Origin of the sequence: Hymenobacter bucti (assembly GCF_042681145.1) — a bacterium.
Lineage (GTDB): Bacteria > Bacteroidota > Bacteroidia > Cytophagales > Hymenobacteraceae > Hymenobacter > Hymenobacter bucti.
The window spans coordinates 76420-100624 of sequence record NZ_JBHUFD010000001.1; the positions used below are offsets into that span (position 1 = coordinate 76420).

The window sequence follows — 24205 nt, forward strand, 5'->3', positions numbered from 1 at the left end:
TCATTGCGAGAAGGCACGACGAAACAATTGCACTCGAACGGCCTATTCTGATGCGATTGTTTCGTCGTGCCTCCTCGCAATGACGGTCGATTTTTGTTAGTTTGATTACCATGTCCGATTCTGATTTCTCTCCTTCCGAGCGCCAGCGCTACCGCCGCCACCTCCAGCTGGCCGAAATCGGCGAGGCCGGCCAGCAGCGCCTGCGCCAGGCCCGCGTGCTGGTGGTGGGCGCGGGTGGCCTGGGCTGCCCCATCCTGCAATACCTGGCCGCGGCCGGCGTGGGCACCCTAGGGCTGGCCGACGCCGACAACGTGGAGCTAACCAACCTGCCCCGCCAGATTCTCTACGGCCCCGCCGACGTGGGCCAGCCCAAAATAGAAGCCGCCGCCCGCGCCCTAGGTCGCCTCAACAACCTAGTGACCTATGACTTGCACCACGTGCGCGTGAGCCCCGCTAACGTGCGCGACCTAGTGGCGGCCTACGACGTAGTGGTCGATGGCTCCGATAATTTCCCGACCCGCTACCTGCTCAACGACGCCTGCGTGAGCCTGGGCAAGCCGCTGGTTTCGGGCGCCATCTACAAGTTTGAGGGGCAGGTTTCGGTGTTCAACTACCAGGGCGGGCCCACCTACCGCTGCCTCTTTCCGGAGCCGCCGAGCGCCGCCGAAGCGCCCGACTGCAACACGACCGGCGTGCTCAATGTGCTGCCCGGCCTCATCGGCACGGTGCAGGCCACCGAGGCGCTAAAAGTGGTGCTCGGCCTCGGCGACGTGCTCAGCGGCCGCCTTTGGCTACTCGATACCTTGAGCTTTCAAAGCCGCACACTACGCTTCAAGCGCGATGCCGTGCAAAGCGCCATCAACCTCGACACGGCCAACCCAGCCGACTACTTCGACGCGAGCTGCGCGCCCACTCCGGCTAATACTTTGCTAACTAGCAGTGACTTGCGGGCGCTACTGGCCGCGCCCGAGCCGCCGCTGCTGCTCGATGTGCGCAACCCGCTGGAGTACCAGCGCCGCCACCTGCCGGGCGCCGTGCTGTTGCCACTGCCCCAGCTGCCGGCCCGCGCCGCCGAGGTACCGCGCCAGGGCCCGGTGGTGGTGTACTGCCAGAGCGGCGTGCGCAGCGCCCAGGCCGTGGAGCTGCTGCGCGGCCTAGGGTATGATAACGTGAAGACGCTGAGCGGTGGCCTGGAAGAGTTTTAAGTAGCTTGGACTCTGCGAGTCCGGGCGCGAGCGCAGCTCGCATCCCGCGTAAGCAAACGTTTCCTACCGTAGATGCGAGCTGCGCTCGCGCTCGGACTCGTAGAGTCCAAGCTACATCTTTTCGCAACCGCTATTTCCAACCTTATACAACGCTATTGGGTTGGATGGAATGAAAACACCTACCTAGTGTTTAGGGTACTATTACAGCTTGGCGCAACCAGGCTTCCTTAGGTTTCCGCATGAGCAGTTTTTCCTCGCCTACCACGCTATTAGATGCCCACGGACGGCCCCTGGAATACCTGCGCCTAGCCGTAACCGACCGCTGCAACCTGCGCTGTTTCTACTGCATGCCCGAAGAGGGTATCAAGTACATGCCTAAGCACGAGTTGCTTAGCTACGAAGAAATGCTGCGCCTGGTCAGCATCATGACCGGACTGGGCGTGCGCAAGGTGCGTCTCACCGGCGGCGAGCCCTTCGTGCGTCGCGACTTGGTGCCCTTCATGGAGCGCCTGGCCGCTATCCCCGGCATCGACGACCTAAGCCTGACGACCAACGGAGTGCTCACCGCGCCGCACGTGCCCACCATGGCCCGCCTAGGCGTGAAGGCCGTGAACCTCAGCCTTGACACGCTGGACCGGCAGCGCTTTTTTGAGATTACGCGGCGCGACGAGCTGCCGCAGGTCATGCGCACGTTTCACGCGCTGCTCGACGCGGGTATTCAGCTCAAAATCAACGCGGTGGTGATGAGCGACCGCAATATTCAGGACCTGGTACCGCTGGCCGAGCTCACCCGCGAGTTGCCCGTGGAGGTGCGCTTCATCGAGGAAATGCCCTTCAATGGCGGCAGCCATATCGCTACGCCCGAGTCGCTGCCCTGGAACCACCGCCGCATCCGGCAGCATTTGGAGGCCCACCTAGGGCCGCTGGTGCCGGCTTACACGGCCACGGGCGCCACCGCCGACGAGTACACCGTGGCCGGCCACGTGGGCCGCATCGGCATCATCGCGGCGTACTCGCGCACCTTTTGCGGCACCTGCAACCGCCTGCGCCTCACGGCCGAAGGCGGCATCAAAACCTGCCTCTACGACCAAGGCGTGCTCGACCTGCGCGCCCTGCTGCGCGGCGGCTCCTCCGACCAGGAAATCGCCGAGGCTCTAGGGCAAGCCTTTTACCACCGTGCCGCCAATGGCTTCGAAGCCGAGCGCCTGCGCCCCACGCACCAGCTCAACTTTGAGAGCATGGCCACGATTGGCGGGTAGTTTTTCAGTTATCAGTTAACAATCATCAGTTATCAACTTGGTGATGAGCAGCTGATAACTGATGACCGTTAACTGATAACTGACAATATGAATCTTACCGTTGCCTTATTCGGCATTGCCCGCGAAATCGTGGGCAAGTCGTCCCTTAAAGTGAGCGTGCCCGCCGGGCAGTCGGCCGCGGGCCTGCTGGCCGAGCTGCGCGCCCAGTATCCGGCGCTGGCCGGCTTGCGCAGCCTGGCCGTTGCCGTTAATAGCGAGTACGCGGCCGAGGACGTAGCGCTGCACGAGCGCGACGAAATCGCGCTGATTCCGCCCGTGAGCGGCGGCTAGCCGCCGCTTAGCATTACCTACTATAGAACACCTTATGCATCATATCGACCTCACCGACCAGCCCATCGATGTAGCGGCCGTGCTGCACGCCGCCGAATCGGAGGAAGCCGGGGCCGTCAATGTTTTCATCGGCACGGTGCGCAACCGTAGCGAGGGCCGCCGCGTGGTGCGCCTGCACTACGAGGCCTACCCGCCCATGGCGTTGCGCCAGCTTGCCCGCGTGGCCGAAATGGCCCAGGAAAAGTGGCCCATGCTGCGCAAAGTAGCCCTGACACACCGCCACGGCACCCTCGAAATTGGCGACGTGGCCGTGGTCGTGGCCGTGTCCACGCCCCACCGGGCCGACTCGTTTGCCGCCTGCGAGTACATCATCGACACACTCAAGGAAGTCGTACCCATCTGGAAGAAAGAGGAGTATGAGGACGGCACCGTGTGGGTCGCCGCCCACCCCTAGGTACCTCAGGCGTCGGCTTTTACCGACAGAGCTACGGCTTGCTGGGCATCGAGGGCAGCAAGGCGGGCCACCAGCGCGGCCCGCACGTCGGCGTAGGTATCGGAGCCGAGCGCCAGGCGCAGCGGCGCCGGGTGCTGGCGGGCCGACTCCAGGATGGCCTGCGCTATCTTATCGGCATCGTTGGGAATCGGGAAGTCGCCGTTGAATACGCCCCGGCGCACGTGGCCGGCGGGCGTTTGGTCGTAGGCGGGTAGGATGGGGGCGCTCACCAAGCCGCCGCCAAAGTTGGTGGGCGTGGCGCCGGGCTCCACAATGGTGACGCCGATGTTGAACGGGGCCACCTCCTTGGCCACGGTTTCGACGAAGCCTTCGATGCCCCACTTGGTGGCGTGGTAGAGGCTAAAGTTGGGGTAAGTAGTTTGGCCGCCCGCCGACGATACCTGCATCAGCCGGCCGCCGCCCTGGGCCCGCAGGTGGGGCAGGGCCGCCCGAATGAGCTGAATAGAGCCCACCAGGTTGGTATCAATTTGGTGGCGCACCTGCTTATCGGTCACTTCTTCGGCCGCGCCGAATAGGCCGTAGGCCGCGTTGCTCACCACCACGTCGATGCGCCCTAGGTCGGCAAAAGCCGCATCGACCACCCGGCGCACGGCGGCCGTGTCCGTGACGTCGAGCGTGGCCACCCATAGGTGGTCGCCGTACTGCGCTTTTAGCTCGGCCAGCGCGCTGGGCTGGCGCACGGTGGCGGCTACGCGGTCGCCGCGCTGCAGGAGTTTTTCGGTCAGTATTCGCCCAAAGCCGGTCGAAGTACCCGTAATGAACCACGTTTCCATCAAAGAAAAAGTAAGGCGTGAAACCAGCGAAAAACCGCTTCTCGCTGGTTTTACAAAGGTCCTGGGCGCGCCCTAGGTCCGGCTAACGCGATTCGAACGGATAGTGACCCCAATCAAACCCGGCGCAGCGACGACGGGGTGCAGTGCGCGTATTTGCGGAACAGCTGCGTAAAATGCGTGGGCTCCTCGAAGCCCAGGCAGTGGCTGATGTGGCCGATGGGCCAGTCGGTGTGCAGCAGCAGCGTGCGGGCCTCCTGCACCAGGCGCTCGGCCAGCAGTTGGGTGGTCGTCTTGCCAGTGGCCGCTTTCAGGACCCGGTTGAGGTAGTTGACGTGCACCGCAAGCGCCTCGGCAAAGGCCTGGGGCGTGCGCAGCGCCAGCCGCCGCGCAGGCGTGATGATGGGGTACTGGCTGGCCAGCAGCGTGCCAAACGCCGCGGCCAGGCGGGTGGCGGCGGTGGCCCCGTGCGGCTCGGCCACGGGCGCCAGCTTCAGCGCCCCGTGGATGCACTCCATCAGGTAGTGGTACAGCAGCTCGTATTTGTAGGGGTAGGCCGACGCCTGCTCGGCCAGCATCTTCTCGAACAGCGCGCCGAAGGCGGCGGCCTGGGCGGCCGTGAGGCGGAAAAAAGCGGGCTTGTCGGGCGCAAAAACGGCCCAGTCGGCCGGCCGCAGGTGCGTGTGGGCCGGCAAAAACCCTTCGGTGAAAACGCAGCAGTAGCCCCGGCACGCACCATCCGGGGGCACTTCCCAGGTGTAGGGCACCTGCGTATTGGTGCACACCATGGCCTGCTCGCCGGGGGCCAGCGCCAGGCGCTGGTCGGCGCAGCGGTAGGTGGCAGGCCCGGTAGTCAGGGTTATTTTGTAGAAATCCTTGCGGCTGTACACGCCCACCAGCGCCATGTCGGTGAGAAAATCCTCGAGCCGCCACGCGCTGAAATCGGCTCCGCCGCGGGCGGTACCAGGCTGGAGCAAGGGCACCCGGTCGGCGTAGAAATCCGCTAAAGTCTGAAGCCCAATCATGGCGCTAAGAACTGCCCTAGGCCCAATAAGTTGGCGAGGCCAGGCGGGCAGCCGCTAGTCTTGGTGGTGGAAATCGGACTTCCCGCCCGTCTTCTCCAATAATCTAATTTCCTCAATCACAATGTCATGCGACATAGCTTTGCACATATCGTACACAGTGAGGGCGGCCACGGAAGCGCCGGTGAGGGCTTCCATCTCGATGCCGGTTTTGCCCGTGACGCGGGCGGTACACTCGATGAGCAGCGCGTCGGGCGGCAGCACTTCGATGGTAATCTGGCAGTCGTCGAGACCTAGGGGGTGGCAGAGGGGGATGAGGTCGGCCGTTTTCTTAGCCGCCATCACGCCCGCGATAATCGCGGTTTGAAACACCGGGCCTTTGCGGGTGGGCAGGTCGCCGGCCTGCACCAGGGCCAGGATATCGGCCCCTAGGCGCACGCGGGCGCGGGCGCGGGCCACGCGGGCCGTCACGGCCTTGGCGCCGACATTGACCATGGCGGGCTGGCCGGCTTCGTTGAGGTGGGTGAGCTTGGGGGCTAAATCGGACATGAGGGCGGACTATAAGTACGACAAAGGCAAAGTACGCAGCCCGCTAGCCGGCAGTTAGCCCACTGCCGGCCGAAACGCCACCCGCAGCGTGTGGCGCTGCCCCGCCGCCGCGTAGCCATACGTGACCGCAAACCCGTAGTAGGCACCTATTTGCTGCACGATGCTCAGGCCCAGACCCGGCGACTCGGCGGCGGCGTGGTGCTTGCGAAAGCGCTCAAAAAACCGGCTCGGGTCGCCGCTGATGGCCGGGCCGGGATTGCTGATTTCTAACGCGGCGGCGCTGATGTGCACCGTGATATCGCCGCCCGGCTGGTTGTGCTTGATGGCGTTGTAGAGCAGATTGTGCAGCAGCGAATCGGCCAAGCCGGGGTGCATGGTCAGCACGGGCGCCTGGTCTACTTGCCGGTGCAGCCGCAGGCCGCGGGCTTCGAGCAAGGGCTCCAGTTGGTTGACTTTCTCATCGAGCACGGCGGCCAGGTCCAGCGGCTGCACCTGGGCAAACTGCCGGTTTTCAATCTTGCTCAGCAGCCCTAGGGCCTGGTGCAGGCGCGAAAGGCGGCGCGTGGCCCCGTAGAGGTCGGCCAGCAGCGGCGCGGCGGTGGGGTCGTCGGCCAGGGCGCTCACTTGCAGCAACTGCTCGAGCTGGGCCTGCATGATGGCCAGCGGCGTCTGGGTTTCGTGGGCCGCATTAGCCGTGAATTCGCGTAGGCTTTCGTAGTCGGCCACCAGGCGCTCGCTCAGGTGGGTCACGGCCAGGTTCAGCTCCGCAAATTCCTTGATGCGCGGCTTAGACAAAGCCAGCGGCTGGTGCTGCTGCAAATCGTAATGGCGCAGCGCGGCCAAGGTGCGGTAAAACTGCCGCCACAGCCGGCCGCTCAGCCAGCGGTTGAGCAGCAGCACGCTCCCGAACAGCAGCGCCAGCACGGCCAGCATAATGCCCAGCACCACGGCCAGCAGGTCGTTGGTTTCGACTAGCGACTTGCGCAGCGTCACCCACTGGGGCTGGCCCTGGGCTTGCAGCCGAAAGGTGAGCTGCCGATGCGGCACCCAGGTATGCTCGTGGTTATCGGGCAAGATGGTGTCGGCCAGGCCCAGGCGCCGGGGCCGGGCGCTCAGCACAAACTGGTCGGCAAAGGGCGTGGCCACCAGCGGCTCGCCAGCTCGCACCAAGCGCTCTAGCTGGGCCCGGTGCAGGCCCAGCTGCTCGTCTACCTCGTGGCGTAGCGCCGCATTTATCCCGTAGTACAGCGCCCCGCTCGCCACGGCAAACAGCACCGCCACCAGGCCCAGGTAGTAGCGGTTGGTGGCGGTTAGCAGCTTCACAGTGGTGAATAAGTGAATGAGTGAATTAGCCTGTCATTGCGAGCGCAGCGAAGCAATCGCACCTATTCAGAACCCAGAAAAATTACACGTAACCCGTTCTGATGCGATTGCTTCGCTGTGCTCACAATTGCAAAATCACTCATTCACTCATTCTCCACCTCACTCATTACTCAGCTTATAGCCAACGCCATACATAGTTCGAATGTAGTTGTCGGCGCCTTTCTCCTGCAATTTCTTGCGCAGGTTTTTGAGGTGTGTATAGATGAAGTCAAACGAGTCGGCTGTGTCCACGGCATCGCCGCAGAGGTGCTCGGCAATGGCTTCTTTGGTGAGTACCCGGCCGGGATTAGCCAGCAGGTACAGCAGCAGGTCGTATTCTTTGCGGGTGAGGGTGAGGGGCTCGCCGCGCACCAGCACTTCGGCCTGCTCGGGCCAAACCAGCAGGTCGCGAAACACAATGTGGTGCTGCCCCTGAAACTGCCGCCGCCGAATGATGGCCCGCAGCCGGGCATTCAGCTCCGAAAGGTGAAAAGGCTTGACCAGATAATCGTCGGCACCTAGGTCGAGGCCCACTATCCGGTCTTCAAGGGTGTCGCGGGCGGTGAGGATGAGCACGCCCGAAGCCGCATTTTCGGTTTTGAGGGCGCGCAGCAAATCGAGGCCATTACCGCCGGGCAGCGTGAGGTCGAGCAGCACGCAGTCGTAGCGATAGAGTCTGATTTTTTCGTAGGCCTGCGCAAAATCGGGCGCTACTTCAACCACGTAGCCACTCTGTCGCAGCGACTCTAGGAGCGTGCTGCGCAGAGCGGGTTCGTCTTCAACTAAAAGTAATTTCATGGGTGGGGAGAATTTCCTGCGTGAAAAACGGCAGGAAATCTGAAGGATTCTTGTAGCCCAGCGCTACCTCCCCACTCATTCTTTCTTCATATAAATACGCGCGCCCTAGGTGCCCGTGGCGCCTACTTGGGCCGCCACGTCAGGGTCAAGCCCGGCGTGCTGCCGTAGAAAGTGGGCATCACGCCTATGTCGCGCCCGATGGACTTGCGACCCCAACGGTTGCGGTGAGTGAGGTAGGCCAGGTGGGCCGACAAAATACCGAAGCCCGCGCCCGCTACCACGTCGCTCTGCCAATGCTTGTCTACCACCATGCGCATCACGCCTACGCTAGTGGCCACGGTGTAGGCGCCGATGCCGTACCAGGGGCTCTTATCCCGAAACTCGGTGTGCACGATACTGGCCGCCAAAAATGCCTGCGCCGTGTGCCCCGACGGAAACGAGAGGTTATCCGAGCCATCGGGCCGCTCTTCGTGGCTAAGCGCCTTCACGATGAACGTGCTACTGAGCATAATAGCCTCGCTTTTGGCGATAATGAGCAGCATGTTGATACGGTCATTGTGCGACTCTACGCCGGCCAGCGCCACGGCCCCCAGCTCGAGGTAGGGCACGAAGATGAGGTAGTCGGCCACGCGGCTGTCGTTTCGAGGAAACACCCGGTGAATGTCGCGCCGGGCCTCTTGGTTGGTGTAGAAGCCACCGCCGTTGAACGTGTAAGCGCCGTAGCCAATGAGCACCGCCGGCACAATGGCCGCCCTAAATAATTTACTCTTAAAAAAGGGCTTCTTATCGGGCGAGGGTATCCCCGCGGGGTTCTCGTACTTGTGCGTGGTATCGGCCGCGGCCGGGTTGAGCGGAACTTGCGCCTGGGCGGCGGGCGCCAGACTTAGCCAGATGCTCAGCACTAAGGTGCACGATACCCCCCACGAACGACGCGCGCGGGCAATTATCAGGTTGGTATAGGAGGACATGCAGCCCTCTACGATAAAACGACGCTAGCCTTTGCGCATCGGCTCACAAAAGAAGTATTAACTACCTGATACGCTTTCGTTATCAATAGGTTAAAATTATTCGGGTGGGCAAGGCGCGGCACCAGAGGCGCTTGCCCACCCGCAAAATACCTCGGTTTCGCAGTGCGAGCGGCGGCGCCTAAAAAGAAAAGGCCGCTTTCGGTAAGAAAGCGGCCTTTTAGACTGAGTAGCGGGGACTGGACTCGAACCAGTGACCTTTGGGTTATGAGCCCAACGAGCTACCAACTGCTCCACCCCGCATTGTTTGGTAGTACAAAAGTACTAAAAAAATCGGCTATTGCAAGCACTGGGCTGGCAAAAAGCCCACAACAACAGCTTGCACGCTGATAGTCAGCCGTAAAAGTTTGGTAACACTGGCCTAGGGTAGCGGCCGGGCGGCGGCCGAGCAGGGTTTTGTCGCCAGCTTTGTTGTTTACTTGCTTTTATCGTTATGTCGCCCAAACGCCCGGCCGCGCTGGCTTTCATCTTCGTCACCATTCTTATTGATGTTATTGGGCTGGGAGTTATCATCCCGGTGCTGCCCGCGCTCATCGAGCAGCTCACGGGCGAGGGCGTGAGCCGGGCTTCGCAGTACGCGGGCTGGCTCTCATTTGCTTACGCGGCGGCGCAGTTCTTCTTTGCGCCCGTGATTGGGGGCTTGTCCGACCGCTACGGGCGGCGGCCGGTGCTGCTGGCCTCGCTGCTGGGGCTGGGATGCGACTATATTTTTCTGGCCCTGGCACCCAGCATCGCCTGGCTGTTTGTGGGGCGCGTGATTGCGGGCATCACAGGGGCCAGCTTCACCACGGCCACGGCCTACATCGCCGACGTGAGCACGCCCGAAAAGCGGGCCCAGAACTTTGGGCTGGTGGGCGCGGCCTTTGGGCTGGGCTTCATCATCGGGCCGGTGCTGGGGGGGTTATTTGCGCATTTTGGGCCGCGGGTGCCGTTTGTGGTGGCGGCGGTGCTGAGCTTGTGCAACTTCCTCTACGGCTTCTTTTTGGTGCCCGAGTCGCTGCCCGCCAGCCAGCGCCGGCCCTTCGAGTGGGCGCGGGCCAATGCCGTGTCCTCGCTGCTGCGCCTAGGTAAGTACCCGGCCATTATCAGCCTGGTGGTGGCACTGGTGCTGCTGTATTTGGCCGGCTCGGCCACCCAGTCGGTCTGGACGTTCTACTCCATCCTGAAGTTTAACTGGGATGAAAAGCTCATCGGCTACTCGCTGGGCGCGGTGGGGCTGGGCGCGCTTATTGTGCAGGGCGGGCTGGTGCGGGTGCTGCTGCCCAAGCTCGGCACGGCCCGCGCCATCACCCTAGGGCTGCTGTTCTACATCACGGGTTTTGTGCTGTATGCGTTCGCGTCGCAGGGCTGGATGATGTTTGCCATCACCGGCATCTACTGCCTGGGCGGGCTGGCGGGGCCGGCGTTGCAGGGCTGCATTTCGGGGCAGGTGCCGGCCTCCGAGCAGGGCGAGCTGCAGGGCGCGCTCACCTCGCTCATCAGCGCTACGGGCGTGGTGGGCCCGCTGGCCATGACGAGCCTGTTCGCGGCTTTCACCAAGCCCACGGCGCCGGTCTATTTCCCCGGTATGCCGTTTCTAGTGGGGGCCGGGCTCACGCTGCTGGCGCTGCTGGTGGCCGCCGGCTCCTTGCGCCGCCTGCCCGCCGATAGCGCACCCCAGCTAGCCGAAGTACCCGGCGGTCACTAATTTGCGTAGGTCCTTGGTTACTATCTGCCTTCCACCGCTATCGCTGTTTTATGGCTGACTACCCACCCACCCCGCCTCTGCTGGAGCTGACGCTGCGCCCCGACCTGGATGTGCTGCTGGGCCGCTGGCACTACCAGCCCCAGCACCCCGCCGAACTGCGGCCCTGCTACCAGCAGCTAGCCGACCTGGCGCTGGCCACGGGCTGCCGCTTCTGGCTGCAAGACCTGCGCCGCCGCGCCTCGCCCGACCAGCAAACCAAGCGCTGGCTAATCGATGAGTACTACCCCGAAGTAGCCCGCCGCCTGGGCCAGCGGTTGTTCGTGGCCTACTTGTTCAGCCCCGAGATGCACCGCCAGATTGTGGAGGCCCCCGACTATGCCCCGCCCGAAGCCTACCACCAGGCACCGTTTGCCCTCGATTTTTTTGGTAATGAAGGGACCGCCGTTCAGTGGCTGCAAACGCACCAGCCGGCGGGTGGCGCAGCGGCCTGACAGTGCGCCGCTGCGCCACCGCTGCCTTGAAGTTGGGTATAGCTGATTGACAAAAATTACGGATTGGGAAACTGCTTAATTCATTTTTAGTGATTGTTTTTCCGCAGTCCTAAAAAAACTTTAAAGAACTAGCACTCTTTATTTACGAAACATTCGTAGTATTACGAAAAATTCGTAAATAGCCTTATGGAACGCCTCACCCAACCCGAGGAAGACGCCCTGCGCGCGCTCTGGCGCACCGGTCCTGCCTTTGTCAAAGACGTGCTGGCGCTGCTACCCGAGCCGCGCCCGCCCTACACCACCCTGGCCTCGACGCTGCGCAACCTCGAGCGCAAAGCCTACGCCAGCGCCGAGAAGCTGGGCAACTCCTTTCGCTACGCTGCCCTGGTGAGCGCAGAGGACTACCAGCGCCGCTCGCTGGGCGCGCTAGTGCGCGAGCACTTCCGTGACTCGTACAAGGAGCTGGTTTCCTTTTTCGCCAAGGAGGAAAAAGTGAGCGCCGAGGATTTGCAGGAAATCATCCGGCTCATCGAAAAGCAAAAGCCCGAGTAGCGATGGAAGCCACTTTGCTCTACCTGCTCAAGGCCAATGTGGTGCTGGCGCTGTTCGCAGCGGCGTATTATGGACTGCTGCGCCGGCTCACGTTCTTCAAATTGAACCGGGCTTTTCTGCTGCTGGCGTTGGTTTTTGCGGCCGTGTACCCAGCCTTGCCGGTGCCGGCGCTGCTCCCAGCCGTGGCCTTACCCGCGCTGCCCGCGGCTACCCTAGGGGCCGCTAGCGCGGACAGCGGAGCGCTGGGCCCCGCCACCCCGCGCTTCGACTGGCAACTGTTGATACTAGGAATTTACGCCTTAGGTACGGGCGCGCTGCTGCTGCGCCTGCTGGGGCAGCTGCTGAGCCTGGCCTGGGTGCGGCAGCGCACGCAGCCGCTGGTGGTGCTGGGTCAGCCCGTGCGCCGGCTGGCGGGCCTAGGTGGCCCGTTCTCCTTCGGCCGCGACATCTACCTCAGCGACAGCACGCTGGCCGATACGCAGCACCTGCCCGCCGCCCTGCGCCACGAGCAAGCCCACGTGCGCCAGCACCACACCTTCGACGTGCTGCTGGCCCAGGTAATCACTGCTTTGGCCTGGCCCAACCCCGCCGCTTGGCTGCTGCGCCGGGCCGTGCTCGACAACCTCGAATACCTGGCCGACCACGCGGCCCTGCAAACCGGCCTCGACCGCCGCGCCTACCAATACAGCCTGCTGCACCAGCAGCCGGGCGGCGTGCCCGCGCCGGCGCTCGCCTTTCATTTCTCCTTTCTCACCCTCAAAAACCGCATTACCATGCTCAACCAACCCGCTTCGACCACCGGCCAGCTCGGCCGCTACCTGCTGGCCGCCCCGCTCGTGATGGCGCTGGCCCTGGGGTACTCGGGCGCTCGGGCCCAGACTGTAACAGCTGTTGTTCAGCCCGCAGTTTTTCACCCTAATATTCCTGATAATGCGCTGTATTACCTGGATGGGCAGCCGAGCAGCAAGCAGGCTATAGGCGACCTTCCACCCAGCACTATTTTTGATATGGACATCCTCCAAGATGAGCCGGCTAACATCAAGCGAATCTTTGGAAATACCACGGCGACCAGCGCCGTCATTATTACCACGAGGGCTAACGCTAATTCGCCAGCCGTGCTGGACCTTATTGAAAAGGGTGACTTGGGCTCGGGCTACACGCATACGCCAGCGCAGGCAAATGCCGTGACGCCCAAAGCCCTGGCTTACATAACCCAGCATTATCCCGATGCTCGCTTGAGTGGTGAGGTGATAGAAGTGAAGAGGAAAACGACTGGGGCCGTAAAATATCAAGTGCAGCTAATACAAGGCAAGCGGCCATTCTATGCCTTTTTCACACCCCAAGGGGAGTTTCTGAAAGAAGTAAGGCACTAATTCTTCATCCTACCCTCTTTCTCAAACTTAGCCATGCTTACTTTCCCAAATAACTTCTTAAAACACAAGCATTTGCTCGGCGTTGCAGTGCTGGCGCTGGGCCTAGGTGGCTGCGAGCAGCGGCAGGCGGAGCCGGTTTCGACGGCGCCCCTGCCGCAACTACAGCCGACCAGCTATTACCTGAATGCGAAGCCCTCAACCAAGACAGTGATTGAGCAGCTTGACCCCCAGACCATGACGCGCATGGATGTACTGGACGGCCAAAAAGCCGCGGACTACGCCCACGACCCTGGCGTAAAGCGAGCGATAGTAGTGCAAACTAAGTAGCCGGGTGCGCCAGCGGCGGCCGGGTGGGGCACGGGCGCAGGCCGGTACTCTACCCGGCCGTTGCGCAGCGTCGAGTTGCCGAGCATAAACTTATTGCGGCGGGCCTGGGGCGGCTCGCGCCCGGCCTATTTCGCTTTGCTTATGACGATGGTAGCGCTCCCTGCGGCGGGCAGGTTTTCTTCGACCAACTGCCTAGCCTCTACGCGGGTGCGACCCGGACCAGAAGCCCACAAGCGCCCCAGCCAGCGCCCGCTAATGCGCGGCGGGCTGGTGCTACTGCTCGTGCTCGCTGGCCTTGCCGCCCAGGCCCAGGCCTACCTGAACCTAGGGCTGGAACCGCGCGCCAACCGTGGCCAGCCCCTGGCTCTGTGGGGACTAACGGTACCGCCCAACGGCCGCGCGGCGTTCGATAGCGTGGTGTTTCGGCAGGGGAGGAGCAGCCTGCGGCTGGAGCTGCCCGCCACCGAAGCGGCGCCGCGGGCGGCGTACTTGTTCACGGGCCTGGTACCACTCGACTCCACGCGGGGCCAACTCGTGACGGTGAGCGTGTGGGTACGCACGCGCGGCTGGCGCGGTACCATCCGACTGAGCGCCAACAACACCGCCACGACCATTGCGGGCCTGACTACCCAAACGGCCGCCGCCCTCGACTCACTGCCCAATGCTGACTGGCACCGCTTGGCGCTGCAAGTGCCGGTGCGGGCCGTGGCTTTCAGCTTCGGGCTCAGCGTGCAGCTGCGGGGCAGCGGCCGGGTGTGGCTCGATGACATGCAGCTAAGCGTGCGGGGCCGGCCGCTGCCCGAGCTGCCGGTGCCCGCCACCGCCGCGCTCCTGCGGCCCGCCGAAGAAGTGCTCACCACCAACTGGGATTTTGAGCGGCGGCTGCCCTACCTCACCCAGCCCGACCCGGCCGCCACCACCGCCACGCTCGACAGCGCGAAGGCACAGCACGGCCGCCGCTACCTGCGCCTGATGCGCCCAAACGCGCCCAGCGGGCCGGCCCCGGCCGCGTACCTGGGCGCCCTGCGGCTAGCGCCCCGGCAGGGCGGCCAGCGGCTGCGCGTGCTGGGCTACTGGCGGCGGCCCGGCGGGCCCGCGGGCGGCGGGCCGCCGCCCAGTTTCGCTTACCGGCTGCTTTCTTACCGGGCCAGCCCCCAGGGCGGCGCGTGGCTACCCGATACCCTAGGCACCGCCGCCAACCTGCCCGCGCCGGGACCGCAGTGGACGAGCTTCGCCTTTGATGTGCCCATGCAGGGGTTTTTCAGCGCCAGCACCGACCCTGCCGCCCTGGGGGCCTGCGCGCTTAGCGTGGTGCTGCCCAGCCCCGGCGCACTGGAGCTGGACAACTTGACCTTTACCCTGGATGGCAAGCCCTACGCGCCCACCGGCCCGCCCGGGCCGCCCCCACCCACGGCCGCCGAGCAAGCCTGGCTGCGCACCGCCCTGCGGCCCCTGCGCCTGGCCACGCCCGCCACGGCCGGCCCCGACCTGGCGGCCCTCGGCAGTATCCTAAGGTCGGCGCGGCTGGTGGGGCTGGGCGAAGTCACCCACGGCTCGCAGGAAGTTTTTAGTTTGAATGCTCGCCTTAGTCACTATTTAATTGAGCAAAAGGGCTTTAGTGGCTTGCTGCTCGAAGCTAGTCCGGCCGGCTGCGCCGCCCTAGGCGACTACCTGCGCACCGGCCAGGGCGACCCCGCCCGCCTGCTGGCCGCCCTGGAAGGCTGGCACACGCCCGCTATGCTCGACCTCGTGCGCGGGCTGCGCGCCTACCAGCAAGCCCACCCCGGCCCGCCGCTGCTGCTGGCGGGCATCGAGGTGCGGCAGCCCGAGCAAGCGCTGGCCTACCTAGGGCAGCTGGTAGAGGCCAAGGATGACTTTGCGCAGTCGCGCCTGCGGCAATTAACCCAGCTGCTGGCCGACTACCGCCAGCCCGCGACCGCGGAGCTGGACTTGCGCTTCGGTCCCGACCAGCCGCGCGACTCGCTGCTGGCGCCCCTGCGCCGGCTGCTGGCCGAGCTGGGTACCGACTTCGACACCCGCTCCAAGCTGGGCCCGCCCACCAACTTGCAGCTGCTGGCCCGCCAGCGCTACTACCTGCGGCTGGTGGAGCAGGGCGCCACCTGGCGGCGACTCGACCCGAGCGCGGCCGAAAACTACCGCCAAGCCTGCCTGGCCGAAAACGCCCATTACCTGAGCCAACAAGCCGGCGGCAAGCTTCTACTGTGGGCCAATAACCGCAGCGTAGCCAAGTTCCTCACCCCCGATGAGCGCCCAATGGGCGAGTGGCTGCGCGCCACTTTGGGCGCGGGCTACCTGGCGCTGGGCGTGGTGCTGGGGCAGGGGCGCTTTGCGGCGCAGAGCCCCGCGGGCCAGTGGGCCCCGGCCACCTTAGCGGCGGTGCGGCCCGGCGCGTACGAGGCGTGGCTGCGGAGCGGGCCGCCCGCTTTTTGGCTGGGGCTAAGCAAGCTGGAGCTGACGGAGGACAATGCCTGGCTTTTTCAGAGCCAGCTGCTGCACGACCTGAGCTACGCCGACGCGCACAACCAGTATATGCTGCATAGCTTGCGCGCCGAGTTCGACGCCGTGCTGTTCGTCCGCGACTCGACGCCCGCGCCGCTTCTGCCCTAAGTTCGTTGGGCGGTCGCCGCCGGGCGGCGAACCAGTCGGCCCCCCGGCGGCGTTGGCCGACTGGGCGTAACTTGTTGCGGCGGGCCGGGGGCGGCCCGCGTCTGGCTTATTTTGCTTTGCTTAGCTTATGACGATGGTAGCGTCTCCGCCGGCTGCGGCCGCCGGGGTTTCTTCGGCTAATTACCCCGCTTTTGCCCAGGTGCGGGCCGAGCTGGAAGCCTACAAGCGCAAGTTTTACCTGAGCCTGCTGGTGCGGGGCGGGCTAGTGGCGGCCGCGTTGCTGCTGAGCTTGTTCGTGGTGTTTAATACCCTCGAATACTTCCTGTACTTGCCCACGGCGGTGCGCGCCGGGCTGCTGTTCAGCTTCTTGGCGCTGGCCGTGTATGCGGTGGGGCGCTGGCTGTGGCAGCCTTTGGCAGCCCTCACCAACCTGCGCCGTTTGCTGAGCGATGAGCAGGCCGCCCGCCAGGTGGGCGACTTGTTTCCGCAGGTGCAAGACCGCCTGCTTAATGCCTTGCAGCTGCAAGGCCAGGCCCGCGACAACGAGCTGCTGCTGGCTAGCTTAGAGCAGCGCGCCGCCCAGCTCCAGGGCGTGTCGTTTGCCCAGGGCATCGACCTAGGGCAGCAGAGCCGCCCGCTGTGGAAGTACGTGCTGCCGCCGCTGGCCGTGCTGCTGCTGGCGGCGGTATTCTACCCCGCCTTTATCACGCAGGGCACCAGCCGCATCTGGCACTACCAGCGCCAGTACTCGCGGCCCGCCCCGTTCAATTTTGTCTTGAAGAACAAGCAGCTGCGCGTGTTCAAGGGCGAGAATTTCACCCTCGACGTAGCCGTAGCCGGCCAGGCGCTGCCCGCCAGCGTGAGCCTGTTTACCGATGGCACCGAGCGACCTCTGGCCAAAGTCAGCGGCCGGGCCGATGAGTTTCGCTACACCTTCGAACAGCCGACGCAAGACGTGACGTTTCAACTCAGCGGGGCGGGTTTTGTGTCGCCCGAATACCACCTGACGGTGGTGGAGCGGCCCGATTTGCGCGACTTTTCGGTGCAGGTGACCTACCCCGCCTACACCGGCCGGGCGGCTGAAACTATCCGCAACGGCGGCAACCTCACGGTGCCCGAGGGCAGCCAGTTGCGCTGGCAGTTCAGCACGGCTGCTACCGAAGCACTGAGTCTGGTATTTGGCCAACCAACCGAAACCGTACTGGCCACCCGCAGCGGTGAAAGCTTCGTGGCCGAGCGCCGGGTGCTGCGCTCGCAGCCCTACCAGGTGCGCCTGCAAAACGCGGCCAGCCTCAACCGCGACCCCATCGGCTACCAGCTCACGGTGGTGCCCGACGCGCCGCCGACCCTCACGGTAGAGGCGTTTTCGGACACGACTTCGCGCAGCTACCTGGCCCTAGGTGGCTCTGCGCAAGATGATTATGGCCTCACGGCCCTGCGCCTGCACTACCAGGTGCAGCGCGATGGCAACCCCAAGGGCGGCGCCTCCGCCAGCCGGCCCCTAGGGCTGCCTGGCGGCGCGGGCGGCACCTATTCCTACACCTGGAACCTAGAGCCGCTGAACCTACGGCCCGGCGACCGGCTCCAGTACTTTGTGGAAGCCGTGGATAATGATGGTATTCACGGGCCGAAGAGCACCCGCTCGCGGCCGCTAGAATTCCGGTTGCCCAGCGTGCGCGAGCTGGATAAGCAACTGGCCTCGCAGGCCAACTCGGTGGCGAGCGAGTTGAGCTCGGCGGCCAAACAGAGCAAGCAGCTCGAACGGGAGCTGGCCCAAAGCCAGGACAAGCTCAAGACCAAGCGCGAGATGAGCTTCCAGGACCGCAAGCAGCTCGAAAAGATGCTCAACCAAAAGTCGCAGCTCGACGAGCAGGTGCAGGCCATGCAGCAGAAATTTGAGCAGCTTCAGCAGCAGCAAAACCAGCTTAGCCCCAAAAGCGAGGAGCTGGCCAAGAAGGCCGAGGAGCTTAAAAAGCTCATGAGCGACCTGCTCGACCCCGAAACCAAAAAGCTCTACGACAAGCTGCAAAAGCTGCTGGAGCAGCAAAAGCAGCCCGACGCCGAAATGCAAAAGCTGCTGGCCCAGCTCGAAAACAAGGAAAATACCTTGCAGAAAGAGCTGGACCGCGCCCTCGAAATGTTCAAGCAAATGCAGTTTGAGCAGAAGGCCGAGCAAACTGCCGACCGCCTCGACCAGCTGGCTAAGGAGGAAGAAAAGCTGGCGCAGGAAACCGCCAAAAACGACAAAAACAACCCCGACAACAAGCTCAGCAACGAGCAGCAAAAGGCCAAAAACCAGAAGCTAGCCCAGGAGCAGGCCAACAAGCGCCAAGACTTCGAAGACCTCAAAAAGGACCTGCAAGACCTGAAGCAGCAGGACAAGGAAATGGGCGACCAAAACGGCCTTGACGAGCAAAAGCCCGACCAGCAGCAAACCGACCAGGATATGCAGGACGGCGAGCAGCAGCTGGCCAAGAACCAGAATCAGAAAGCCAGCCAGAGCCAGAAAGCCGCCGCTGAGCGGATGAAGAAAATGGCCAAGAAGATGAAGGACCAGATGGGCGACGACGAGCAGCAGAAGGCCCAGCAGAACATCGACGACCTGCGCGACATTCTGGATAACCTCGTCACGCTCAGCTTCGACCAGGAGAAGCTGATGAAGGATTTCCGGGCCGTGGACCAGACCGACCCGCGCTTCGTGCAGCTCGGCCAGACCCAGCGCAAGCTGCGCGACGACGCCCAGATTATCCAGGACTCGCTGTACGCGCTGGCCAAGCGCGAGCCTAAGATTCAGAGCTTCGTGACCCGCGAAGTGGGCGAGATGAACGGCCGCATGGACGAGTCGTTCGGGCACATCAAGCAGCGCGACGTACCTAGGGCCACCGCCACTCAGCAGCAGGCCATGACCAGCATCAACAACCTGGCCCTGATGCTATCGGACGCCCTGCAACAGATGCAGAACGAGATGCAGCAGCAGGGCAAAGGCCAGCCCCAGAGCGGTGGCGGCAAGCCGGGCAAGAAGAAGGGCAAGGGCGGCTCACCCGGCTCGGGCAGCCTGAGTAAGATGCAACAGCAGCTGAACCAGCAGATTCAGCAGCTTTCGCAGAGCGGCAAAACCGGCCGCGCCCTTTCGCAGGAGCTGGCCAAGCTGGCCGGCCAGCAGCAGATGCTGCGCCAGGCCATGCAGCAGCTCGACCGCGGCCAGCCCGGCAAGGATGGCAAGCCCGGCGGTGGCAAAGACGGTAAAGAGGGCAAGGATGGCCCCGGTGGTAAAGACGGTAAGGAAGGCAAGGACGGCCAGGGCGGCAACGCCGGCGAAATGAAGAAGCTGATGGAGCAAACCGAGACTGACCTCGTGAACAAGCGCCTCACCGAACAAACCATTCAGCGCCAGCAGCAGATACTGAGCCGCATGCTCGAAGCCGAAAAATCGGCCCGCGAGCGCGACCAGGACACCAAGCGCGAAGCCCAAACCGCCCAGAACCACCCGCCGGTTTTCCCGCCGGCGTTCGATAAGTACAAGGCCGCTGCCAAAACCCAGCAGACCGATTTGTTGCGTCGGGCCCAGCCCACGTTTACGCCTTACTATCAGCAAAAAGTGACTGAGTACTTCCAAAAAAATAAGTAGTTTTTCCGCAACTCTTCTTTTAATGCTTCGTAAGGAGCGAATCCTACTTCTAAAGTTCAGGTGAGGTCACGCGTAAGTGGTTGTAAAACCTTGCGGTTGACTCTGCCTGAATTTTGTGTGTACTACCCTATTTTTGCTCTTCTTACTTCCGTGCTGCCTTTACTACCCTTTGCTACCATTTTATGAAGCAGGTTAAAATTCAGATTCCGTCACTTGTGGAAAACATCCGCGTCGTGGAGAGCTTTATTGACAACTCCAAGGACACGTTCCACATCGAAGACGATATCTACGGCAACATCATGGTAGCTGTCACGGAGGCCGTCAACAACGCTATTCGCCACGGCAATAAGTTTGACAAGGACAAGAACGTGTATCTGTCGTTGTACGTGAATGCCAATCAGTTGAAGTTCGAGATTGAGGACGAGGGCACGGGTTTTGACTACAATAACCTAGACGACCCCACGGCGCCCGAGAACTTGGAAAACCCCGGTGGCCGCGGCATTTTCCTTATTCGCCACCTGGCCGATGAGGTAGAATTTAGCCAGGATGGCCGCCGCGTCGAGCTGACGTTTGCCCTCACGCCCGGCCCCGATGCGCCCGCTACCAACCCTATTTCCCCCGAAGCTGCGGCCGCATGAGCAACGCCCCCACCACGGGTATTCACTACTTTGAGGCGCCCGGTATTGAGTTTGTCGTGGAAGACGTGCCGGCGTTTGGCCTGCACGACGCCGAAGACCTCGTGGCTTGGATTGAGCGTATTGCCGCGGTGCACGAGTACCGCATCGCGCAGCTTACGTTCATCTTTTGCTCCGACGATTACCTGCACAAGCTCAACGTGGAGTACCTCAACCACGACACGCTCACCGACATTATCACCTTCGATAATGCCGATGATTCGGAGGTGCTCGAAGGCGACATTTTCATCAGCGTGGAGCGGGTGGCCGACAATGCTAAAGACCTAGGTATCACGTTCCGCGATGAGCTGCACCGCGTCATGATTCACGGTGTACTGCACCTGCTGGGCTACCACGACAAGGACCTGCTGAGCCAAACGGCCATGCGCCGTAAGGAGGACTACTGCCTGTCGTTGCGCGGGTTTTGACCCACCGCTTAGCAGTGGTTTTTTTGGCCGTATGACAGTGGCGTCCTCTATTTCTAGTATTCCGGGCGACGTGCTGGACTACTACCTGGCCCTGGGATACTACCGGATGAACCAGGACCTGTTTACCTGCCGATTTTTGCCGGTGGGGCCGCGCATTTATACCGTGCACTGGCTGCGCCTGGTGGTGCCGCAGGTACAGTATGGCAGCAAGCAGCGGCGCCTGCTGCGCCTCAACGAGCAGTTTGCGGTGGCCGTGCAGCCCTTCCGCATCACGGCCGAGTACGAGGCGCTATACGCTCGCTACCACGCTTTTATTGACTTCGACGCGTCGCCTTCGCTGGAAGAACTGCTGCTGGCCGGAGCCACGCATTCGGTGTTCAACAGCTACATTATCGAAGTGCGCGACGGTGAGCAGCTTATTGCGGCCGGCGTCTTCGACCGGGGCACTAGCACCATCGCGGGCATCGTCAATTTCTACGACCCCGCCTACCGCAAGCACAGCCTAGGTAAGTATTTGCTGCTGCTCAAGCTGGAGTACGCCCGTGCTCAGCAGCTGGCGTATTATTACCCTGGCTACCTAGTGCACGGCTACGCCAAGTTTGATTACAAGCTGTTTGCCAGCCCCGAGGCCACCGAGGTATTCGACGCGCAAAATAGCGAGTGGCAACCGTTCTCGTGGGAGGAAGTAGCTCGCCAATCGGCCACGCTTCTGCCCGGCTGGCTGCCCGATAATTGGCTGGGGGAAGTAGAGTAAGGTGGTTTATACAACTGTGTTGTAAGGTGAAATTTGAATTTCTATCTTGTTCAAAAACCACTTTTCAAATGACAGAAACAGTAGGCACCTTTGCAGTAGACGACTCTTTCCGTATCACTGGGCGCGGGTTAGTGCTACTAGGTAAGATTAGTGGGCAAGTAGCACCGGGCTATCAGTTGGTTTTTAAGGATGGCACTCGTTGGGATATAAAAGGAGTTGAGTCTGTCAACCTGCATAATCAATATGAAAAGATGGGGCTGCTAGTCGATGCGCCGTTTGTCACGCACGATGAAATGCTACAACGCGGAATTGTTTGGGGTATAGCACAAATCTTTGCGACCCAACTCATCGCTTGCATTATGCCTCGCCTCATCCGCACCACCTCTGAAAACCCTGATTTTCGTGCCCTCGTGCAGCTGCTCGACCAGGACCTGGCCGCGCGCGACGGCGCCGAGCACGGCTACTACGCCCAGTTCAACACCATCGCCAGCTTGCAGCACGTGGTAGTGGCTTACCAAGATGACGAGCCCGTGGGGTGCGGCGCGTTTAAGCCCTTTGACGCGGATTCGGTGGAGGTCAAGCGCATGTTTGTGCAGCCCGCGCACCGGGGGCAGGGCGTAGCCCAGGCCGTGCTGGCCGAGCTAGAGCAGTGGGCCGGCGAGCTAGGCTACGCCAGCGGCGTGCTCGAAACTGGCAAGCGCCAGCCCGAAGCCATCCGGCTGTACGAGCGCAGCGGCTACGCACGCATTCCCAACTACGGGCAGTACGTAGGCATCGAGAACAGCGTGTGCATGCGGAAGGCGCTGGGTCGGTAGCGCCGCGTAGCAAATGGGAACACGCTAGTGGTTTTATAGCGAACTTTGTCAATTAACAGCCCGCAATGAACAATTAGCGGCGCTTTTGCGCTTGATGCTTAGCGCTCTGATAATTGATACCTGTTACTTGATAACTGAATCCCATGTTCTCCGATACTGAATACGACCTCATTGTAGTGGGGGCCGGCCACGCGGGCTGCGAGGCCGCCGCCGCCGCCGCCAACCTCGGCTCGCAGGTGCTGCTCATCACGATGAACATGAACACCATCGCCCAGATGTCGTGCAACCCCGCGATGGGCGGCGTGGCCAAGGGCCAGATAGTGCGCGAGATAGATGCCCTAGGTGGCCAGTCGGGTATTATCACCGACAAGACGATGATTCAGTTTCGGATGTTGAACCGCTCGAAGGGCCCCGCCATGTGGAGCCCGCGCGCCCAAAGTGACCGCATGCGCTTTGCCGAGGAGTGGCGCCTGACTCTGGAGCAGATTCCGAACGTGGACTTCTGGCAGGAAGGCGTGACCGGCCTGCTCATCGAAGACGGCGCCTGCGTGGGCGTACGCACGGCCCTAGGGGTCGAGTTTCGGAGCAAAACCGTGGTGCTCACCAACGGCACTTTCCTCAATGGCCTGATTCACATCGGCGAGAAAAACTTCGGCGGCGGCCGGGCGGCGGAGAAAAACAGCCACGGCATCACCGAGCAATTGGTGGAGCTGGGCTTCGAGGCCGGGCGCATGAAAACCGGTACGCCGCCCCGCGTGGACGGCCGCTCGCTCGATTACTCGAAAATGGAAGTGCAGGACGGCGACCAGAACCCGAGCCGCTTCTCGTACCTCGACACGCCGGCCCTCACCAAGCAGCGGCCGTGCTACATCACGTACACCAACGAGCGGGTGCACGAGATTTTGAAGGAGGGTTTTGAGAAGTCGCCCATGTTTCAGGGCCGCATCAAGGGCCTGGGGCCGCGCTACTGCCCCAGCGTGGAAGACAAAATCAACCGCTTCGCCGACAAGGACCGGCACCAGATTTTCGTGGAGCCGGAGGGCTGGAACACGGTGGAGTGCTACATTAACGGCTTCAGCAGCTCGCTGCCCGAGGACGTGCAGTACCGCGCCCTGCGCGAAATCGCGGGCTTCGAGAAGGCCAAGATGTTCCGGCCGGGCTACGCGATTGAGTACGACTTTTTTCCGCCCACGCAGCTTACCAATACGCTGGAAACGAAGCCCGTGCGCAATCTCTGGCTGGCGGGCCAAATCAACGGCACCACCGGCTACGAAGAGGCGGCCTGCCAAGGCCTGATGGCCGGCATCAACGCCCACCAACGCGCCCACGACAAGCCCGCCTTCACGCTCAAGCGCGACGAAGCCTATATCGGCGTGCTCATCGACGACCTTATCAATAAAGGCACCGAGGAGCCCTACCGTATGTTTACGAGCCGCGCCGAGCACCGCATCTTGCTGCGCCAAGACAATGCCGACCTGCGCCTGACACCGCTGGGCCACGCCCTAGGGCTAGCCTCGGACGAGCGCCTGGCTCGCGTGCACCAGAAGGAGGCCGACACGGCCGCCGTGCTCACGGTGCTAGAAAAATTTGGCATCGAACCCGCGACTATCAACGGATTTTTGACGGAGCGCGGCTCGGCTGAGATTCACGAAAAAACCCGCGCCCTGAATTTGCTGCGCCGGCCCAACATCGAACTGGCCGACCTAGCCGCCGCCCTGCCCGAGCTGGCCGAAAAGCTAACTGCTTTCAGCCTTGATGCCCAGGAGCAAGCCATCATCCGGACCAAGTACGAGACGTATTTGCAGAAGGAGCAGCAGCAGGCCCAGCGCATGCGCGAGCTCGAAGACTTCGAGATTCGGGGCCGCCTGAACTACGGCGCCATGCCGGCGCTCAGCCACGAGGCCCGCGAAAAGCTGCTCAAGATTCAGCCCGAAACCCTGGGCCAGGCCAGCCGCATCAGCGGCGTGAGCCCGGCCGACGTATCGGTGCTGATGGTGTACTTGAATCGTTAATT

General features: G+C 62.6%; 22 protein-coding genes and 1 tRNA gene. 16 read left to right on the plus strand and 7 right to left on the minus strand.

The genetic code is table 11. From position 1 onward, the window contains the following. Positions 1 to 110: 110 nt before the first annotated feature. The 4 genes from moeB to ACFSDX_RS00280 all read left to right on the plus strand — a co-directional run bounded on the left by moeB (position 111) and on the right by ACFSDX_RS00280 (position 3248). Entirely contained in the window at positions 111 to 1205 is a 1095-nt protein-coding gene (moeB, locus tag ACFSDX_RS00265) for a molybdopterin-synthase adenylyltransferase MoeB (protein ID WP_382310954.1), read from the plus strand. Positions 1206 to 1444: 239 nt separating this feature from the next. Next, complete coding sequence (gene moaA / locus ACFSDX_RS00270) at positions 1445 to 2464, plus strand: GTP 3',8-cyclase MoaA (protein WP_382310956.1); 1020 nt, start codon at positions 1445 to 1447, stop codon at positions 2462 to 2464. An 87-nt stretch (positions 2465 to 2551) separates the two neighbouring features. Then, a complete protein-coding gene (locus tag ACFSDX_RS00275) occupies positions 2552 to 2794 on the plus strand; it encodes a MoaD/ThiS family protein (RefSeq protein WP_382310958.1) in 243 nt (80 codons plus the stop codon). Between the two features lie 34 nt (positions 2795 to 2828). Continuing rightward, positions 2829 to 3248, plus strand: coding sequence for a molybdenum cofactor biosynthesis protein MoaE (locus tag ACFSDX_RS00280; RefSeq protein ID WP_382310960.1), 420 nt, complete (start codon positions 2829 to 2831; stop codon positions 3246 to 3248). 5 nt (positions 3249 to 3253) lie between these two features. On the opposite strand, the gene ACFSDX_RS00285 is transcribed toward ACFSDX_RS00280, so the two are convergent. The 7 genes from ACFSDX_RS00285 to ACFSDX_RS00315 form a co-directional block, all read right to left on the minus strand. Further along, positions 3254 to 4081, minus strand: coding sequence for an SDR family oxidoreductase (locus ACFSDX_RS00285; RefSeq protein ID WP_382310961.1), 828 nt, complete (start codon positions 4079 to 4081; stop codon positions 3254 to 3256). Between the two features lie 113 nt (positions 4082 to 4194). Next, positions 4195 to 5103 (minus strand): helix-turn-helix transcriptional regulator, encoded by a 909-nt coding sequence (locus ACFSDX_RS00290; protein ID WP_382310963.1) that lies wholly within the window; start codon positions 5101 to 5103, stop codon positions 4195 to 4197. Positions 5104 to 5157: 54 nt separating this feature from the next. Further along, entirely contained in the window at positions 5158 to 5649 is a 492-nt protein-coding gene (gene moaC / locus ACFSDX_RS00295) for a cyclic pyranopterin monophosphate synthase MoaC (protein WP_382310965.1), read from the minus strand. Positions 5650 to 5703: 54 nt separating this feature from the next. Next, the gene (locus ACFSDX_RS00300; protein WP_382310967.1) at positions 5704 to 6972 is read right to left on the minus strand and encodes a sensor histidine kinase; all 1269 of its coding nucleotides are present in this window, start codon (positions 6970 to 6972) and stop codon (positions 5704 to 5706) included. Between the two features lie 159 nt (positions 6973 to 7131). Beyond that, positions 7132 to 7809 carry a response regulator transcription factor gene (locus ACFSDX_RS00305; protein WP_382310969.1) on the minus strand — a complete coding sequence of 226 codons (678 nt, stop codon included), beginning with the start codon at positions 7807 to 7809 and terminating at the stop codon, positions 7132 to 7134. 122 nt (positions 7810 to 7931) lie between these two features. Continuing rightward, positions 7932 to 8777 carry a phosphatase PAP2 family protein gene (locus tag ACFSDX_RS00310; protein ID WP_382310971.1) on the minus strand — a complete coding sequence of 282 codons (846 nt, stop codon included), beginning with the start codon at positions 8775 to 8777 and terminating at the stop codon, positions 7932 to 7934. 227 nt (positions 8778 to 9004) lie between these two features. Further along, positions 9005 to 9077: transfer RNA gene (locus tag ACFSDX_RS00315), tRNA-Met, on the minus strand. Between the two features lie 190 nt (positions 9078 to 9267). Between ACFSDX_RS00315 and ACFSDX_RS00320 the strand changes: the two genes are divergently transcribed. The 12 genes from ACFSDX_RS00320 (at position 9268) to mnmG (ending at position 24203) form a co-directional block, all read left to right on the plus strand. Beyond that, complete coding sequence (locus tag ACFSDX_RS00320) at positions 9268 to 10521, plus strand: TCR/Tet family MFS transporter (protein ID WP_382310972.1); 1254 nt, start codon at positions 9268 to 9270, stop codon at positions 10519 to 10521. Between the two features lie 50 nt (positions 10522 to 10571). Next, positions 10572 to 11012 carry a hypothetical protein gene (locus ACFSDX_RS00325; RefSeq protein ID WP_382310974.1) on the plus strand — a complete coding sequence of 147 codons (441 nt, stop codon included), beginning with the start codon at positions 10572 to 10574 and terminating at the stop codon, positions 11010 to 11012. Positions 11013 to 11198: 186 nt separating this feature from the next. After that, positions 11199 to 11564: a BlaI/MecI/CopY family transcriptional regulator gene (locus ACFSDX_RS00330; RefSeq protein WP_382310976.1), complete on the plus strand. Its 366-nt coding sequence runs from the start codon at positions 11199 to 11201 to the stop codon at positions 11562 to 11564. A 2-nt stretch (positions 11565 to 11566) separates the two neighbouring features. Beyond that, positions 11567 to 12937 carry a M56 family metallopeptidase gene (locus ACFSDX_RS00335; RefSeq protein WP_382310978.1) on the plus strand — a complete coding sequence of 457 codons (1371 nt, stop codon included), beginning with the start codon at positions 11567 to 11569 and terminating at the stop codon, positions 12935 to 12937. A 33-nt stretch (positions 12938 to 12970) separates the two neighbouring features. Beyond that, complete coding sequence (locus ACFSDX_RS00340) at positions 12971 to 13264, plus strand: hypothetical protein (protein ID WP_382310980.1); 294 nt, start codon at positions 12971 to 12973, stop codon at positions 13262 to 13264. 207 nt (positions 13265 to 13471) lie between these two features. Beyond that, positions 13472 to 15892: an erythromycin esterase family protein gene (locus tag ACFSDX_RS00345; RefSeq protein ID WP_382310982.1), complete on the plus strand. Its 2421-nt coding sequence runs from the start codon at positions 13472 to 13474 to the stop codon at positions 15890 to 15892. Positions 15893 to 16025: 133 nt separating this feature from the next. Next, positions 16026 to 19520: a DUF4175 family protein gene (locus tag ACFSDX_RS00350; protein WP_382310984.1), complete on the plus strand. Its 3495-nt coding sequence runs from the start codon at positions 16026 to 16028 to the stop codon at positions 19518 to 19520. A gap of 182 nt (positions 19521 to 19702) precedes the next feature. Then, positions 19703 to 20158, plus strand: coding sequence for an ATP-binding protein (locus ACFSDX_RS00355; RefSeq protein WP_382310986.1), 456 nt, complete (start codon positions 19703 to 19705; stop codon positions 20156 to 20158). After that, positions 20155 to 20622 (plus strand): rRNA maturation RNase YbeY, encoded by a 468-nt coding sequence (gene ybeY, locus ACFSDX_RS00360; protein WP_382310988.1) that lies wholly within the window; start codon positions 20155 to 20157, stop codon positions 20620 to 20622. The genes ACFSDX_RS00355 and ybeY overlap by 4 nt, the downstream gene beginning before the upstream one ends. A 31-nt stretch (positions 20623 to 20653) precedes the next feature. Further along, positions 20654 to 21376 (plus strand): GNAT family N-acetyltransferase, encoded by a 723-nt coding sequence (locus ACFSDX_RS00365; RefSeq protein WP_382310990.1) that lies wholly within the window; start codon positions 20654 to 20656, stop codon positions 21374 to 21376. Between the two features lie 359 nt (positions 21377 to 21735). Next, positions 21736 to 22191 (plus strand): GNAT family N-acetyltransferase, encoded by a 456-nt coding sequence (locus ACFSDX_RS00370; protein WP_382310992.1) that lies wholly within the window; start codon positions 21736 to 21738, stop codon positions 22189 to 22191. Positions 22192 to 22334: 143 nt separating this feature from the next. Further along, entirely contained in the window at positions 22335 to 24203 is a 1869-nt protein-coding gene (gene mnmG, locus ACFSDX_RS00375) for a tRNA uridine-5-carboxymethylaminomethyl(34) synthesis enzyme MnmG (protein WP_382310994.1), read from the plus strand. Positions 24204 to 24205 lie beyond the last annotated feature (2 nt).

Excerpts from the sequence above, each read along its gene's own strand:
- moeB (WP_382310954.1), top strand. The coding sequence starts at position 111 with ATGTCCGATTCTGATTTCTCTCCTTCCGAGCGCCAGCGCTACCGCCGC.
- moaA (WP_382310956.1), top strand. The coding sequence starts at position 1,445 with ATGAGCAGTTTTTCCTCGCCTACCACGCTATTAGATGCCCACGGACGG.
- ACFSDX_RS00275 (WP_382310958.1), top strand. The coding sequence starts at position 2,552 with ATGAATCTTACCGTTGCCTTATTCGGCATTGCCCGCGAAATCGTGGGC.
- ACFSDX_RS00280 (WP_382310960.1), top strand. The coding sequence starts at position 2,829 with ATGCATCATATCGACCTCACCGACCAGCCCATCGATGTAGCGGCCGTG.
- ACFSDX_RS00285 (WP_382310961.1), bottom strand. The coding sequence starts at position 4,081 with ATGGAAACGTGGTTCATTACGGGTACTTCGACCGGCTTTGGGCGAATA.
- ACFSDX_RS00290 (WP_382310963.1), bottom strand. The coding sequence starts at position 5,103 with ATGATTGGGCTTCAGACTTTAGCGGATTTCTACGCCGACCGGGTGCCC.
- moaC (WP_382310965.1), bottom strand. The coding sequence starts at position 5,649 with ATGTCCGATTTAGCCCCCAAGCTCACCCACCTCAACGAAGCCGGCCAG.
- ACFSDX_RS00305 (WP_382310969.1), bottom strand. The coding sequence starts at position 7,809 with ATGAAATTACTTTTAGTTGAAGACGAACCCGCTCTGCGCAGCACGCTC.
- ACFSDX_RS00310 (WP_382310971.1), bottom strand. The coding sequence starts at position 8,777 with ATGTCCTCCTATACCAACCTGATAATTGCCCGCGCGCGTCGTTCGTGG.
- ACFSDX_RS00320 (WP_382310972.1), top strand. The coding sequence starts at position 9,268 with ATGTCGCCCAAACGCCCGGCCGCGCTGGCTTTCATCTTCGTCACCATT.
- ACFSDX_RS00325 (WP_382310974.1), top strand. The coding sequence starts at position 10,572 with ATGGCTGACTACCCACCCACCCCGCCTCTGCTGGAGCTGACGCTGCGC.
- ACFSDX_RS00330 (WP_382310976.1), top strand. The coding sequence starts at position 11,199 with ATGGAACGCCTCACCCAACCCGAGGAAGACGCCCTGCGCGCGCTCTGG.
- ACFSDX_RS00335 (WP_382310978.1), top strand. The coding sequence starts at position 11,567 with ATGGAAGCCACTTTGCTCTACCTGCTCAAGGCCAATGTGGTGCTGGCG.
- ACFSDX_RS00340 (WP_382310980.1), top strand. The coding sequence starts at position 12,971 with ATGCTTACTTTCCCAAATAACTTCTTAAAACACAAGCATTTGCTCGGC.
- ACFSDX_RS00350 (WP_382310984.1), top strand. The coding sequence starts at position 16,026 with ATGGTAGCGTCTCCGCCGGCTGCGGCCGCCGGGGTTTCTTCGGCTAAT.
- ACFSDX_RS00355 (WP_382310986.1), top strand. The coding sequence starts at position 19,703 with ATGAAGCAGGTTAAAATTCAGATTCCGTCACTTGTGGAAAACATCCGC.
- ybeY (WP_382310988.1), top strand. The coding sequence starts at position 20,155 with ATGAGCAACGCCCCCACCACGGGTATTCACTACTTTGAGGCGCCCGGT.
- ACFSDX_RS00365 (WP_382310990.1), top strand. The coding sequence starts at position 20,654 with ATGACAGTGGCGTCCTCTATTTCTAGTATTCCGGGCGACGTGCTGGAC.
- ACFSDX_RS00370 (WP_382310992.1), top strand. The coding sequence starts at position 21,736 with ATGCCTCGCCTCATCCGCACCACCTCTGAAAACCCTGATTTTCGTGCC.
- mnmG (WP_382310994.1), top strand. The coding sequence starts at position 22,335 with ATGTTCTCCGATACTGAATACGACCTCATTGTAGTGGGGGCCGGCCAC.